Annotated in this window: 10 protein-coding genes and 1 tRNA gene; 5 read left to right on the forward strand and 6 right to left on the reverse strand. The window is 45.2% G+C overall.

Going from position 1 to position 13774, the window contains the following annotated elements; all coding sequences use genetic code 11:
• The 4 genes from ACZ5PW_RS08400 to ACZ5PW_RS08415 form a co-directional block, all read right to left on the reverse strand.
• Positions 1 to 942, reverse strand: a complete 942-nt coding sequence (locus tag ACZ5PW_RS08400; protein ID WP_464559818.1) for a ribose-phosphate diphosphokinase — start codon at positions 940 to 942, stop codon at positions 1 to 3.
• A 42-nt stretch (positions 943 to 984) separates the two neighbouring features.
• A tRNA-Gln gene (locus tag ACZ5PW_RS08405) sits at positions 985 to 1060 on the reverse strand.
• 31 nt (positions 1061 to 1091) lie between these two features.
• The gene (gene ispE / locus ACZ5PW_RS08410; protein ID WP_464559820.1) at positions 1092 to 1970 is read right to left on the reverse strand and encodes a 4-(cytidine 5'-diphospho)-2-C-methyl-D-erythritol kinase; all 879 of its coding nucleotides are present in this window, start codon (positions 1968 to 1970) and stop codon (positions 1092 to 1094) included.
• 146 nt (positions 1971 to 2116) lie between these two features.
• Complete coding sequence (locus ACZ5PW_RS08415) at positions 2117 to 3559, reverse strand: DegQ family serine endoprotease (protein ID WP_464559822.1); 1443 nt, start codon at positions 3557 to 3559, stop codon at positions 2117 to 2119.
• A gap of 162 nt (positions 3560 to 3721) precedes the next feature.
• Between ACZ5PW_RS08415 and ACZ5PW_RS08420 the strand changes: the two genes are divergently transcribed.
• Positions 3722 to 4102 (forward strand): hypothetical protein, encoded by a 381-nt coding sequence (locus tag ACZ5PW_RS08420; RefSeq protein WP_464559824.1) that lies wholly within the window; start codon positions 3722 to 3724, stop codon positions 4100 to 4102.
• A 49-nt stretch (positions 4103 to 4151) separates the two neighbouring features.
• Here the strand turns inward: ACZ5PW_RS08420 and ACZ5PW_RS08425 are convergent, their stop codons facing one another.
• Positions 4152 to 6527, reverse strand: coding sequence for a response regulator (locus ACZ5PW_RS08425; RefSeq protein WP_464559826.1), 2376 nt, complete (start codon positions 6525 to 6527; stop codon positions 4152 to 4154).
• A 1498-nt stretch (positions 6528 to 8025) separates the two neighbouring features.
• On the opposite strand from ACZ5PW_RS08425, the gene ACZ5PW_RS08430 reads away from it, so the two are divergent.
• A complete protein-coding gene (locus ACZ5PW_RS08430; protein ID WP_464559828.1) occupies positions 8026 to 8445 on the forward strand; it encodes a PPC domain-containing DNA-binding protein in 420 nt (139 codons plus the stop codon).
• A 112-nt stretch (positions 8446 to 8557) separates the two neighbouring features.
• On the opposite strand, the gene ACZ5PW_RS08435 is transcribed toward ACZ5PW_RS08430, so the two are convergent.
• The gene (locus ACZ5PW_RS08435; protein ID WP_464559830.1) at positions 8558 to 9283 is read right to left on the reverse strand and encodes a FadR/GntR family transcriptional regulator; all 726 of its coding nucleotides are present in this window, start codon (positions 9281 to 9283) and stop codon (positions 8558 to 8560) included.
• Between the two features lie 222 nt (positions 9284 to 9505).
• On the opposite strand from ACZ5PW_RS08435, the gene ACZ5PW_RS08440 reads away from it, so the two are divergent.
• The 3 genes from ACZ5PW_RS08440 (at position 9506) to ACZ5PW_RS08450 (ending at position 13703) form a co-directional block, all read left to right on the forward strand.
• The gene (locus ACZ5PW_RS08440; RefSeq protein ID WP_464559832.1) at positions 9506 to 10423 is read left to right on the forward strand and encodes an NAD(P)-dependent oxidoreductase; all 918 of its coding nucleotides are present in this window, start codon (positions 9506 to 9508) and stop codon (positions 10421 to 10423) included.
• Between the two features lie 804 nt (positions 10424 to 11227).
• A complete protein-coding gene (locus ACZ5PW_RS08445; RefSeq protein ID WP_464559834.1) occupies positions 11228 to 13081 on the forward strand; it encodes an RHS repeat-associated core domain-containing protein in 1854 nt (617 codons plus the stop codon).
• Between the two features lie 103 nt (positions 13082 to 13184).
• On the forward strand, positions 13185 to 13703 hold the full coding sequence (locus tag ACZ5PW_RS08450) for a hypothetical protein (RefSeq protein WP_464559836.1): 519 nt from the start codon (positions 13185 to 13187) through the stop codon (positions 13701 to 13703).
• The last annotated feature ends 71 nt before the right edge of the window (positions 13704 to 13774 follow it).

Genomic DNA, 13774 nt, shown 5'->3' on the forward strand with positions numbered 1-13774 from the left:
TTAAACGAAAAGCACGCTTACGGAGGACTCGGTGTGCACATTGTGGATGCACTTGGCGAGAATTCCGGCGACAGATTTAACTTTAATCTTGTCACACTTGGCGAGTTTTTCTTCCGGAATGGGCAGAGTGTTGGTCACGATCACCTCGGAAAAAGGTGCTGCGGAAAGTCTGTCCATTGCGGGTCCGGAAAGGACCGGGTGGGTGGCGCAGGCAATTACGTCTTTTGCGCCGTGGTCCATGAGGACCTTGGCTGCCTGGCAGATGGTGCCCGCGGTGTCAATCATGTCGTCCATGACTACGCAGGTCTTGTCTTTCACTTCACCTATAACGTGCATGGCCTTGGCCTGGTTGGGCGCGTCACGGCGTTTATCCACGATGGCAAGGCCTGCGTTCAGGCGTTTTGCGTAAGCTCTGGCGCGTTCAGTTCCGCCTGCATCGGGGGATACCATGACCATTTCTTCATCGCGGGTGCGCAGTTCATCGAGAAGTACGGGAGCTGCGTAAATATTGTCTACGGGAAGATTGAAGAATCCCTGAATCTGTCCGGCGTGGAGGTCAATTGTTACCAGACGCTGCATTCCGGCTACGGTAAGACAGTCGGCACAGAGTTTCGCGCTGATGGGTGCGCGGGGGGACACTTTGCGGTCCTGCCTTGCGTATCCGTAATAGGGCACAACAGCAGTCACACGGCGGGCGCTGGCTCTCTTGAGCGCGTCCAGCATGAGACAGAGTTCCATGAAATGAAAGTTTACGGGATCGCAGGTTGACTGGACGACAAATACATCACAGCCACGGACATTGTCCTGAATTTCAATGCGGATTTCGCCATCACTGAATTTTTCACGCAGACAGGGAGTCAGTTTGCTGCCGAGATGGTCACAGATTGCTTCCGAAAGCGCCAGATTTGACGAGCCGCTGATAATCTTGAGTTCACCGTTCATTGTCGGTCTCCACCTTGACCACTCGGGGACAGGAAATGAATTTGGCAGGGATGGAAGGACTTGAACCCTCGAATGCGTGGACCAAAACCACGTGCCTTACCAACTTGGCGACATCCCTGCACTAGATTATGTAGAAAAATATACTTTAATTATGAAAATGTGTGAAGAACAGAGGGCGTCCCGGAAGACTCAAGTTCGGAGGCGGTTTTTTCAGCTGCTTTTTCATCTTTGAAAAATGAAATTACGCTTGCTCCGCTTCCACTCATAACAGCCCCGCAGGCTCCGTTTTTCAGCAGAAATTCCTTCGTCTTCCGAATTTCGGAAAACTCGGGGAGGACAACTTCTTCGAAGTCGTTGAACAAAGTTACCCTCGTTTGGGAGGCCGTCTTGTTATTACCACTGGCTGTTGTTGTCAAGTGAAACGAGTCATTTTTTTTCAGATTTTTTGATCTGTCCCGACTGCTCCACGCTTTATAAGCCCAAGCGGTGTTAACATGAACGTCCGGACAGGCTAGTAACGCAGTAAGGCCCGAAAGGTCAACCTCACAGGGTGAAAGAATTTCACCTATCCCTTTTGCCCATGCCGGACCGTCCAGAAGGAAAAATGGAACATCCGCTCCGAGTCCTGCTGCAAGGGCATTGAGGTCTGAGTGGTCCATGCCGGGACTGTCCGGGTGTTCATTGAGAAAACGCAGCATGCCCGCAGCGTCCGAACTGCCGCCGCCAAGACCTGCTCCGGTGGGAGTTCGTTTGGTAAGTTCCACATGCAGACCCGGACGGAATCCGGTAGATTCAGCATAGCTGTCCCATGCCTTATATATGAGATTTTCTTCTGCGGGGAGATCAAAGTCGGAGCAGCTTATTGTGCAGCCTGTTTCTGTTTCGGTTATCTCAAGGGTGTCGGCCAGAGCTGGAAACGGCATGAACAGGGTGTCCAGTTCATGGTAGCCGTCCTCTCTTTTACGCACGATTCTGAGGTAGAGATTAACTTTGGCCGGGGCGGTAAGAATTGCAGCGTTTTTGTTCATGGGCAGTTTATTAACCTAAAGTGACTTCCATAGGAAGGGTTTACAGAGCTGTTTGCGCGGTCCGGGCAGAGTGACAGTGTGAGGCCCCGCCACGGTTATCCGGGGCGGGGCCTTTTTATTGAGAGTCAACAACTTTTCGGAGTTTTTTATTTTAGCTCAATGGTGCGGAAAATGTTTGTGCCCTGACGTTTCAGGAGCAGCATGACCAGTCCGCGTTTTTTGCCTTCATTATTGATGATCTTCTGAAGGTCTTTGATGGAATCAACCTTGTGCTGGTTTGCTTCCATAATTACGTCGCCGACCGCTATTGCAGCTTCCTGGGCAGGGGAATCCTGAACTACTTCGATAACCAGAAGGCCTTCAGGTTTATCAAGACCCAGTGACTGTGCTTCGGCTTCGCGGTCCACTTTGCGTACGATCAGGCCAAGGTCGTCAAGGTTTTCTTCTGCCGCCTTGGGAGACATCTGCTCAGCTTTGGCCACGACTGTCTTTCCGTTGCGGTCTCCGAGGGTAACACTGAGCTTCTTGCTTCTTCCCTGACGCCATACTTCAATAGTGACCTTTTTGCCCGGAGGGAGCGCGGCCACGGTTCGCAGCAGGTCGTTGGTATTATCAATCATCTGTCCGTCAACTTTCAGGATAACATCTCCGACCTTCATGCCGCCTTTATCGGCGGGATCGCCCGGATTTACTGAGTTCACAAGTGCTCCGGTCTTTTTCTCAAGTCCGAGTGCTTTTGCGGTTTTCGCATCAGCATCCTGAATGGTCACACCTAGCCAGCCGCGGCTGACTTTATGATCGGTTTTAAGCTGGGTGATGATATTTTTTGCCATGCTGCTGGGGATGGCAAAGCCGATTCCCTGTCCGCTGGCAATGATAGCGGTATTGATGCCTATGACACGTCCTTCAAGATCAATCAGCGGTCCGCCGGAGTTCCCGGGGTTGATGCTGGCATCGGTCTGGATGAAGTTGTCAAATGGTCCTGCACCGATTATACGGCCTTTGGCGCTGATGATGCCTTTGGTAACGGTATGGCCGAGACCGAAGGGGTTGCCTATCGCAAGGACCCATTCGCCGACCTGTGCGTTTTCAGAGTCGGCGAAATCAAGGAAGGGCAGTTTCTTTCCGGTTTCTATCTTGAGCAGGGCAAGGTCGGTTTCCTTGTCACGCCCGATAATTTTCGCCGGGTAGTCTCTTCCGTCATTCTGAAGTTTGACTTCAATCTCATCCGCAGAGGCGACAACGTGGTTGTTGGTCACAATGAAGCCGTCCGCAGAAATTATGAAACCTGAACCAAGGGAGCCGGTCTTGCGTTTCTGTTTTGGCTGGCCGCCTTTACCTCTGTTGTTGAACTGCCTGAAAAACTCCTCGAAAGGGTTGTTTCCACCGCGTCCGTTGCCATGGAATCTGAAAAAATCTTCCATGGGGTTGTTAACTTCAACCATTTTTACCGTGTTGATGTTCACAACTGCCGGGCCGCATTTTTTGGCAAGTTCCGCGAATGAGGGCAGACTTTCAGCCTGGGCGAATGCCGGTAGTACGAGTACAGTGATGAGAGTGATTAAACCTAAGTAGCGTTTCAATTTCATGTAAACCTCCTCAAACTGTCGCCCGGAAAACGGAGCAGGCGACAATGAAATGAAGTATAGTCCTCTTTTTTCAAATGTAAATAGTGTTGCGTTAAAAGCTGTACAGTTGTCACCGAGGGGGGCGGCGTCAGGGAATCATATAAAGACCAGAAAGGAATAATGATGAGTAGAACCGATGAGATGAAAATGGAATATGAAGAAAGGCTTGAAGGTTTCAAGAAGGCTGGTGATTCAAAAGGTTGTGCAGAAACCCTTTTCATGATGGCAAAGCTTCAGGTCTCGGAAGGAAACCAGGAAGAAGCTATGCTGATGCTTATGGAGGCTTATAACCGCTTCCAGCAACTGGGAGATGTCCGGGGGCATTCCTTTGCCGGGGAGCTTCTGGGACAGTTGCTGTTCGTATCCGGTAATCCGGAGGACGGGATGCGTGTGGTAAGGGAATCTCTTGAGGGATTCAAGGCAATGGGACTTGTTGAGGAAATAGAAAAAACAGAGGGGCTGCTTGCTGTGATGGAAGAACACTTCCCATCTGGAAGTGAGTGAATCCGGGCTGCTAGGTGTTGCTAATAATAGGGGGGGATGTTCTCTTAAACTATAAATGATTGTAGTTGTTTACTACCTTCTGAATAGCTTCCTTGAGGGCTTGTATGTCCACTGGTTTAGAAACATAGCTGTCCATACCAGCCGCCATAAATGTCTCCCGGTCATTTGTCATGGCATAGGCGGTCAGAGCTATTATGGGAATTGAAATGTTTTTTTGCCCGGCCTTGCCGCTGCGTATGGCCTTTGAGGCTTCTATCCCATTCATAACAGGCATTTGTATGTCCATGAGAATCAGATCTACAGAGTGCTCCCGCAGCATTTCCAGAGCCTTTTCTCCATTTTCTGCCCCGATGACAGATGCTCCGGCTTTCCTTAGCAGTGAAGTTGCAGCTATCAGGTTTATTCGCTCATCTTCCACAAGAAGAATCCGAAGACCTTCAAGCCCGTTTAGAGTCATTGCTCCGGGGATTTCCTGTCTTGCGCCGGGGCTGTCCACCTCAGAAACCGGAAAGGTAAGGCAAAAGTATATGTCTGTACCATTTCCTGCCTCGCTTTCCACTGCCAGAGTGCCTCCCATGAGCCGGATAAGTTCTTTAGTGATGGATAGTCCGAGTCCGGCCCCCTGTTGTGTTCTGGTGTATCCGGCATTAGCCTGAGTGAAGGGAGTGAAAAGGTAGTTCAGTTTGTCATCTGAAATACCAATGCCGGTATCCGAGACGGAGAACAGTATTTTTTGCTTGTCACTGTCTACGGAAGGCAGGGGGTAAGCTTCAAGATGGATGCTGCCTTCGTTTGTGAATTTGAATGCATTGCCGACCAGGTTGTTTAAGACCTGTTGTATCCTTACTCCGTCTCCGGTCATTAGTGGTGGAATTGAGTCGTGAACTGTGCAGGTAAATTCCACGCCGGACTTTCTGGCTGTAGCATAAAACAGGTCGTATACTTGGCTCATTAGCTCTCTTAGGTCCAACGGCGCGGAAGCAATATGCATACGTCCCGCTTCGATCCGGGACAGGTCGAGAATGTCTGAAAGAAGGGTGGTGAGACGTCTGGAGGCGTTGACTGCGTTGGATACGCATTCTGACTGCTCTTTATCCAATGAGGTTGTCATGAGCAGTTGAAGCATGCCCAGTATTCCGTTTAGGGGGGTACGGATTTCATGGCTCATGTTGGCCAGAAATTCTGATTTAGCCTGATTGGCGCTTTCGGCCAGATTTTTGGCTTCACGCAATTCGTTTGAGGTCTTGCGAATTTCCGTGAGGTCCACATCGATGCAGTACATGGTTTTTCTTCCATCGCTGGCAATCTGCATTACATGGTGTGAGTATACGGGAACCAGAGTTCCGTCCTTACGCAAAAGGTCCAGTTCCCCGGGCGGAATGGGATTGCCTCCATTGACCCAGTCCGTTACTCCGGCAATGACATCATCACGCATCCCATCGGGTATAATAAGATCTTCGAGTTTTCGTCCGAATGCTTCTTCGGCTTTGTACCCGTACAAGGTCTCACTGGCTTTGTTCCAGTATGTAACCCGGCGCTCGCTGTCATATCCTTGTACTGCTACCATATCCACGTCGCTTAGAATGAACCGGAAGCGTTCTTCACTTTCTTCAAGGGCTTTTAGGGCTTCCATGCTTTCTGTTACGTCCTGAAAGAGGGCGACAACTTCCCCTGATGGAAGTTTGTATATGTGGTTTTTTCTCCAGCCTTCTCGGATTTGGTCTTTGTAGTAGAATGGAGGGATGTCTTCTGCCTGCCCTGTTGTCCATACTCTTTTAAGTACGTCAGGTAGTCCGGATTTATCCATGTTGGGAAAGAGATCCAGCAGCCGTTTTCCCAAAACCTGATCCCGTTTCATGGCGGTTATTTTTTCAGCCGCAGGATTGAAGTCAACAAATATGAAATCATCCCCGTCATCGATGGCTTTGTATACCGCTACACCACTCAATATATGGGAAAACATGGCTTCGTATCTCTGCTGTGTTTGCCGCAAAGCTTCAGTCATGTGTGAAAGTCCTGTTATTTCGCAGTATATTCCTACGAATACAAGACGGTCTGCGTCTTTAACTTTAAAAAACCTTGCTGAAGCCTCACGAACCTGCCCGGTAGATGTTAAAAGCCTGACTTTGGAAGATTCTTGAAGAGACTCAAGGCCGGCTTGAAAACCAACGGGTAGAATGCTTCCAGGGACTTTATGAAAATAAAGATCACTATGAAGCATACCCAGAAGTTTTTTTCGAGGGTAATCAAAAAAGATTTCTGCTTCTTTGTTGCAGTCAACGATAATTCCAGTCTCGGCATCCGTTACCAGCAAGGGGTCGCAGAGACTTTTGAGTAACTGAAAAGCCAAATCGGGAGTAAGGACTCTTGAATCATTATCTCGGGCATTGGGGGGTGTTTTTTGAGTATCGCTGGTCTTTGTCATTTAGTTACCTTTGTATTCGGAAATAATGATTAACTGCTAGGTCCAAGGTTTTCCCCGAAGATCTTTCAAAAGTATTTAAAAGTGTGATTTCTACTTTAAAATTGAATAACACGGGAAAGCTGAATTTGAAATTGTTACTTGGATTTAAATTTATGGGAATGTTGTGGCTGAGCTTGATGCTGACTTTCAATCGGTTGGAGAGTTTTGTGCGGGATAACGGTGAACTGTTATTTAACTCGCGGCTTCGATCTTGAATTATTCAGTGTAATAAATTGCCATTTATTGAATATTTATAAGGTTATGATTTTCCAGTTTATGCGTGTTTAAATTAAAAAAGGACTCACGATTTTCATCGTAAGTCCTTTCTAATAATCTGGTAGGCACGAGCAGATTTGAACTGCTGACCCCTTGCGTTTCAAGTACAGGGTGATGCTCTTAATAATTTGAATTTATTGGTCTATTATTCTTGGGTTCAAAATTTTCAGTGATGTTATTGGGGTGTTATACTCATTGGTTGACCATCGGTTGACCGTCCCGGTTGACCCTGTTTCTGGGGATGATTCCAGGGCTCGTGGGGGAAGACGATCTTAAATAGTTTTACCTTCTATCTTGTACTGCGCACTCCAGAATAGACCTTTGGAGCGACTGCAAACAGATAAAATATTGCGACTTGGAATATAAGGTAATATCCGAAAGAGTCCCAAGCTAAATGCCACCCAAATTCTGTAAGTATATCTTCCCTTGAACGCCCAAAGATGGGAAAATATATTCATATAAAGAATAGCCCAGAACAAAACCCAAATATGCCCAAATCTTTTTTGTATAATAGTCTCATAATCAGACAAGACAGGACTACAGGCATGATTATTAATACACAATAGGAATCTGTTACTAAATAAAGAATAGACTTAGCAATATTTCCAAAGATAAAACATACGATGAAATTAATCATGATAATCTTTGAAGTGCATAACTACATACTATTTAAGGCTATCAAATACGGAACAAAGAATAACACGAGCATTCCCCATGCGACATATTTAGCGGGCTTATACTTTTGAGATCAATACTCAAAAATCCAGGCCAACATCAGCCAAGCAAATCTGGCAAAATGCATTACGGAAAATGAAATCCACTAATTTTTGGAATACGTTTCGTATCCCATGTAGGTGAAGATAATATGGATTGAAGAAATATGCGGAGTTAGACCAAAGTTCCTTTGGAAAAGCTCGTTCTGAAAGGGTATAAAAAAATATCGCCAACTCGGACGTTAACCCAGTAGCAAACCATATAAAAAAAATATTTCTTCATAATTGGCTTAAAGTGTAGCTGTTCAGAAAGTGTTGTGGCTTATTCTTCGCTATAAAATAATTTTTAGCATGCTTGACTTTTGTTCCGAAATGTTGTTTTTTCAAAATCAAACATCAGATGTTCTGATGTTTGATTTTATGGAAAAGTAACCCAAAAATTAACAGCATTTACACTCAGGAGTATTTAAATGGAGTCTTTTCGCTATGGTTCAAAAGTATTGATCAGACTTGATCCGGGTGAAGAAATAATCGCCTGTATGACCTCTATCTGCGAAAAGGAAGATATCCGGCTTGGTATTGTTTCCGGGATTGGAGCAGTCGACAAAGCTACTGTCGGGTTATTCAACCCGGCAACCAAAAAATACTTTTCCGCGACTTTGGAAAAATATTTCGAAATTACGTGTCTGACAGGTAATATTTCACAAATGAATGGCGAAGTTTATCTACATTTACACGCGACGCTTGCCGACATAGAGCATAAAGCTTTCGGAGGACATCTGAATGCTGCTACAGTCAGTGCTACAGCGGAAATATGGATTGATCTCGTGGAAGGTTCAGCCGATCGTCAATTAAGCGAGAAGGTCGGATTGAATTTGCTTAAATTCTAAGATTCTTTGTGGGGTGATTAGATCTGATTTCAGTCTTCGGTTTACAATTTATATGTAAGAGTGTTGGAAACTAAGGGTCTGGAAGCAATGCTTCCAGACCATAGGGTATGATCTATTCTTTGTGAGCTTTAATGTCGATTTCCTGCATAGCGGATATTAGGTTCTTTCCCGCTACTTCAATGTGTTTTCCCATTGCCAATTGAGCAGCCTTGGAGTCCTGAGATTCAATCGCATTAATTATTGCTTCGTGTTCAGCTACAACATTCGCGAAGCCCCAGTCATGTTTTGCCTTTTGTTCCATCCAGTGGCGCATGGGACGATTTAATTCCGAAAAAAATCTTATAAATATTGTGTTGTGACAGGAGTTTGCCACAGCCCTGTGAAATTCAAGATCAGCTTCAATAAGATCGTGATCATTTTTTTTGGCATGGATGATCTTATTGTGTTGTTTTTTTATCTCAGCAAGATCTGCAGCTGTGGCCCGCTCGGCAGCCAGTCGGGCAATGGTTTGCTCTATTTCGGACCTTGCCTCAACTAATTCACTGATTTTTTCCCGTCCCATGGTAATCAGGGACAAGCCAATTGACTTTGAGGTCTCCGTGGCTTCAGTTATTTTTGTTCCCTGTCCCGGGCGAACTGACAGAATCCCCAACAGTTCAAGCGCACCGATGGCTTCACGTATGGAGCTTCTGCCTACACCGAAACGTTTCATCAGCTGGGGTTCTGGTGGTAGCTTATCTCCGGGGCGAAGCTCCCCGCTGGAAATACGTTCTATTAGTTCTTCTATTATCTGGTCTGAAAGTCTTTTGCGTTGAAGTTGTGGCTGGTTACGTCTCATTGTTTCTGCTTTTATGTTAAAGTTGAGTAGCTGGGCAATATTGAATTGTTAACATCTCATATCTCTTTTGCTTACCATATTGACAATTCCTCAATGAGGCAATATTTATTCATCATAACATCTGATGTTATGATGTTGGTGGAGCAGTGCAAGTTTTGAAGGGCAGATAATTTTGTGACGGAATTCATCCTGTAGTGGTGATTGTCAAAAGGAGTAACGGACATGAGCAATAAGGTTGGCTGGATCGGAACAGGGGTCATGGGGGCTTCTATGTGTATGCATCTCCTCAAAGCCGGGAACGAGACATTTGTTTACAATCGAACTGAGTCGAAAGCTGATGGACTCGTAGCTGAAGGGGCTGTGTGGTGTGAATCTCCGGCAGAAGTTGCGAAAAACGCGGACATCATTTTTAGCATAGTCGGTTATCCTTCTGATGTGGAAGAGACCATTTTGGGACAAAATGGTGTTCTTGATCATGCGGTTGAAGGTAAAATTATCGTAGATATGACAACTTCAGATCCTTCTCTTGCTGAGCGGATTGCCAGGGAAGCGGCAGCGAAAGGAGTGGAAGCACTTGACGCTCCTGTGTCCGGAGGTGATGTCGGAGCCCGTGATGCTACTTTGGCTATTATGGTTGGAGGCGCGGAAGAAACTTTCGATAAGGTAAAGAGCTTTTTTGAAATAATGGGTGAGAACGTCCAATATCGAGGAGCTTCCGGGACTGGGCAACATACTAAAATGTGTAATCAGATTCTGGTCGCAGGCACAATAGTCGGGTCGGTTGAATCTTTGTTCTATGCATATAAGTCCGGCATGGATCTAAATGAAGTAATTGATGTTATCGGCACAGGTGCTGCTGCTTCTGTCTGCATAAATGGATTGGGGAGGCGTATAGCAGACAAGGATTTTGATCCCGGATTTTATATTAAGCATTTTGTCAAAGATATGGGAATTGCTTTGGATGAGGCAAAGCGGATGAATATTTCTCTGCCGGGACTAGCTCTCGCCAATCGGGTTTATACTTTGGCAATGGATTTGGGGTATGAAGATCTTGGAATTCAGGGACTGTTTAAAGTTTTTGAACAATGTGATACGAGCCCCCCCTTGGCAAGTAAGATTAAAAGATTACCCATAGTCTAGTGTAGAAGGGGGCGTCAGAAAATGATACTCCCTTTCTTTTTAGCAATTGAAAATAAAACATCAAATCGGACTTGCTGCCGTAGCGGGAGACGGGGATAATTCGAGGAATCAGATGGAGAATGTGCAAAGCAGCAGGGTAATTAGGGGATAAAAACTGTTCGCTCAAACAAGCTTTAACACTTTGGTAATCACTTCCCTGAATCAGCGGATCATACAAACCCATTCATACATTTTCTCAATCATTTTTCTTCAACATAGGGTCAACAATGGTTGACCGTTCGGTTGACCCTAAACGCAAAAAAGGACTCACGATTTTCATCGTAAGTCCTTTCTAATAATCTGGTAGGCACGAGCAGATTTGAACTGCTGACTCCTTGCGTTGCAAGTACAGGGTAATGCTCTTAATAATTTGAATTTATTGGTCTATTTTTCTTGGGTTCAAAATTTTCAGTGATGTTATTGGGGTGTTATAGGCATTGGTTGACCATCGGTTGACCGTCCCGGTTGCTCCTGTTTTTTGGAGATGATTCTGGGGCTCGTGGAGTGGTCGTGAGTCAATTTTAAAAAAGTTTATTATTTTCTTAAAGGCGGACCTGAGTTACCTAAACTATGTCCGCTTTGCCAGTTAATTTAGAAGTTGAAGGGATAGAATTGTTTTGAGTCATAGTGATTCAGAGCGTTCCCCCACAACTATAAAGACTGGAGGAAAGAATTAAATATTTCGCCAACTACCGGATGGAACTTAGACCCCGCAGTGAACTGACAACCGGGCTGGTATTGTACGGTGAAACAGAGCCTGCACAGATGCAGATTGAAAATCTTTGGAAGATCGTTGACCGCAGAACAGGTGAGGAAATGAAAGAGCCGAAAGTCGATTTTTCAGAATTTTCAATGGGAGACAAACTTTATCCTTTTATGATGAAGCCAGAGACCAAACGTAGATGGGATCAGAAGTTATACGAGCAGGAGCAATCCAAAGCGATTTTTGCCAAACTGAAGCGAATGATCCATGCTCAGTTTATGGAACAGAATCCAAACCTGCCCGTTGTTCGCGGACTGGCTGAAACGGACTACGGAAGGAAAGCTGTAGAAGAATTTAGCGCAGCCACAACAAGCTCCAATCATCAGCATTATCAACATCCGCGTCATCCATATGTACAAGCTGGAACCGGAGAAAGTATTCAGGACGAACTAGCCAAAGATGGTATTGAAATTGATCCTGATGAAAAGGTTGGTTCCATCGCTTTTACTGTCTCCGGAGCGGATAGCCCCTTCACCATTCTGGCTACTGCACGAGATGAAAAGTGGCGCATAGTTGAGAGGTTGCTCGCGGTTGAGCCGAATGATCTCCACCTCCAATATGGATACGATGCTGGTGGTAGGCTGAATAGGGTCTGGCAGGGTGATCGTGTTGTTGAGCTGTATCAGTACGGGGAGCAGGGTGAACGGTTAGTTTCTGAAACACTGCATTCTGAGCGCAGATATTATGAGTATGACGATAAGCTTCGTCTTCTACGGGCTGGTGATACCATATACACATACAATGCTTATGGAAGTCTGTCTGAAAAGAAAGAGAAAAACTGTATTACTAAATATGAATACCTTGCCAACGGTCAGCTGCATAAGGTTGTACTGCCCGATGGTCGGATTATAGAATACGTTTGCGATAAGCACGGAGTGCGTACTGCTAAGAAAGTAAACGGTAAGATTGTTGAAAAATATAAGTGGAAGGATTTCAGCACTCTTGAAGCTATCACTGACGGAACGGGTAAGAATAAAATAACCTTTATCCGTGATGAAGAGACCGGCCAGATAGTTATAACATCCGATGGTAAGAAGTTCTATCTGGCAGTTGATCAGGTCGGATCGGTTTTTATGGTTGCTGATGCTCAGGGAAATGAGATAAAGCGAATTATATATGATTCGTTTGGAAATATGCTAGTGGATACAAACGAGCAGTTTTATCTGCCGCTGGGTTTTGCATCCGGGCTTACTGATACAGATACCGGGTTGGTTCATTTCGGTTTCCGGGAATATGATCCTGAGATTGGTCGTTTTACTGCCCAAGATCCGCTTGGATATGGTGGCGGTGATGTGGATGTTTACGGGTATTGTCTGGATGATCCGATTAATTTTAAGGATGCAATGGGGTTGGAGGCTGGCGGGGTGGGGCCAATTCCACCTAGGCGAAATGTTTTGGGTAAATTTTATAGATGGCAAGCGAGTGATGGTGCATGTGATAAATGTAAAAAATTGAACGGGGAATATTTTGATTCTCCTGCGGTTGAACGCCCTCATCCCAACTGTAGGTGTCAGCTGATCGAGTGTATTGTATGGGAGAATTTACGGAAATGGGAATTTGTAAGAGAGATTAAGACGCTCGGCTATAAACAGGTGACTGCTGTTATTGTCGGAGGTGTTGGATGTGCAGTGTGGAGAAGAAAATATTTAGTCGAGGAGAAACGCGAGATTAAAAGAGTTAGGGAGTGTGATTTTTTAGAAGAAACTTTACTTACAAGGACTGAAACGCGTGAAATTATCAAATATGATACCGTTAGGACGCCAATACTCAATATCCACCAAGGTGGTAACTACAAAGAAGGGGATAGGGCATGGACACACCATCCAGGGACAGGGAAAACGGTTCCGATATATTAGTCTTTCAACATTGACGTTTCTCCTTGTGATGATTTGCAATAGTGTTTACGCCTCTACTGCTGCGGAACTTTTTTTAGGTCCCGCACAAGGAGAAATAATAAAAATGAAAACAAATTCTTTTGGGATTGTAACAAGACGAATTTGTACAAAAATAAATGCTGATGGGAGTTATGAAATAGAGGAGTGGACCAAACTCCCCAAGGTAAATGAAAATACAGCAGAAGAAAGAGTGAAAACAGAATTGCTTGAAGGTGTTCACTACTGGGAAGATCCTCCTGAAGAAACTATGTACCGTTATACCCTCACTGCTGAAAACGGAAAAATTATTTTCAACAAGGGCAAGAACGATGAAATCATCTACCTTGATTTAATAAACAAGAAGTGGAGCCAGTATATTTGGTCTTCATCAGGGAAGGTAAAGGCTGACTTTGCTATTGTTAAGGAAAAGGAAAAAGTAATTCTGGGCAAGTTACGCAAACTTGTACACGTTAAATACTCTTTTGATCTTGCAGGGATGCACTGTGAGGAGTTGTACGTAGTGGCTTCTGGTCTGGGTATCATTTATACGGAGAGTTTAGCTCCCGGTTCAAACAAGCTTACGTCCACACTGATCGAAGAGTAAATTTAAAGCCAGTCTCCCCGGAGGCTGGCTTTTTTTGATCGTAATTTTGACTAAAATATGTGGGCTACCGC

It is taken from the genome of Maridesulfovibrio salinus, assembly GCF_055394525.1.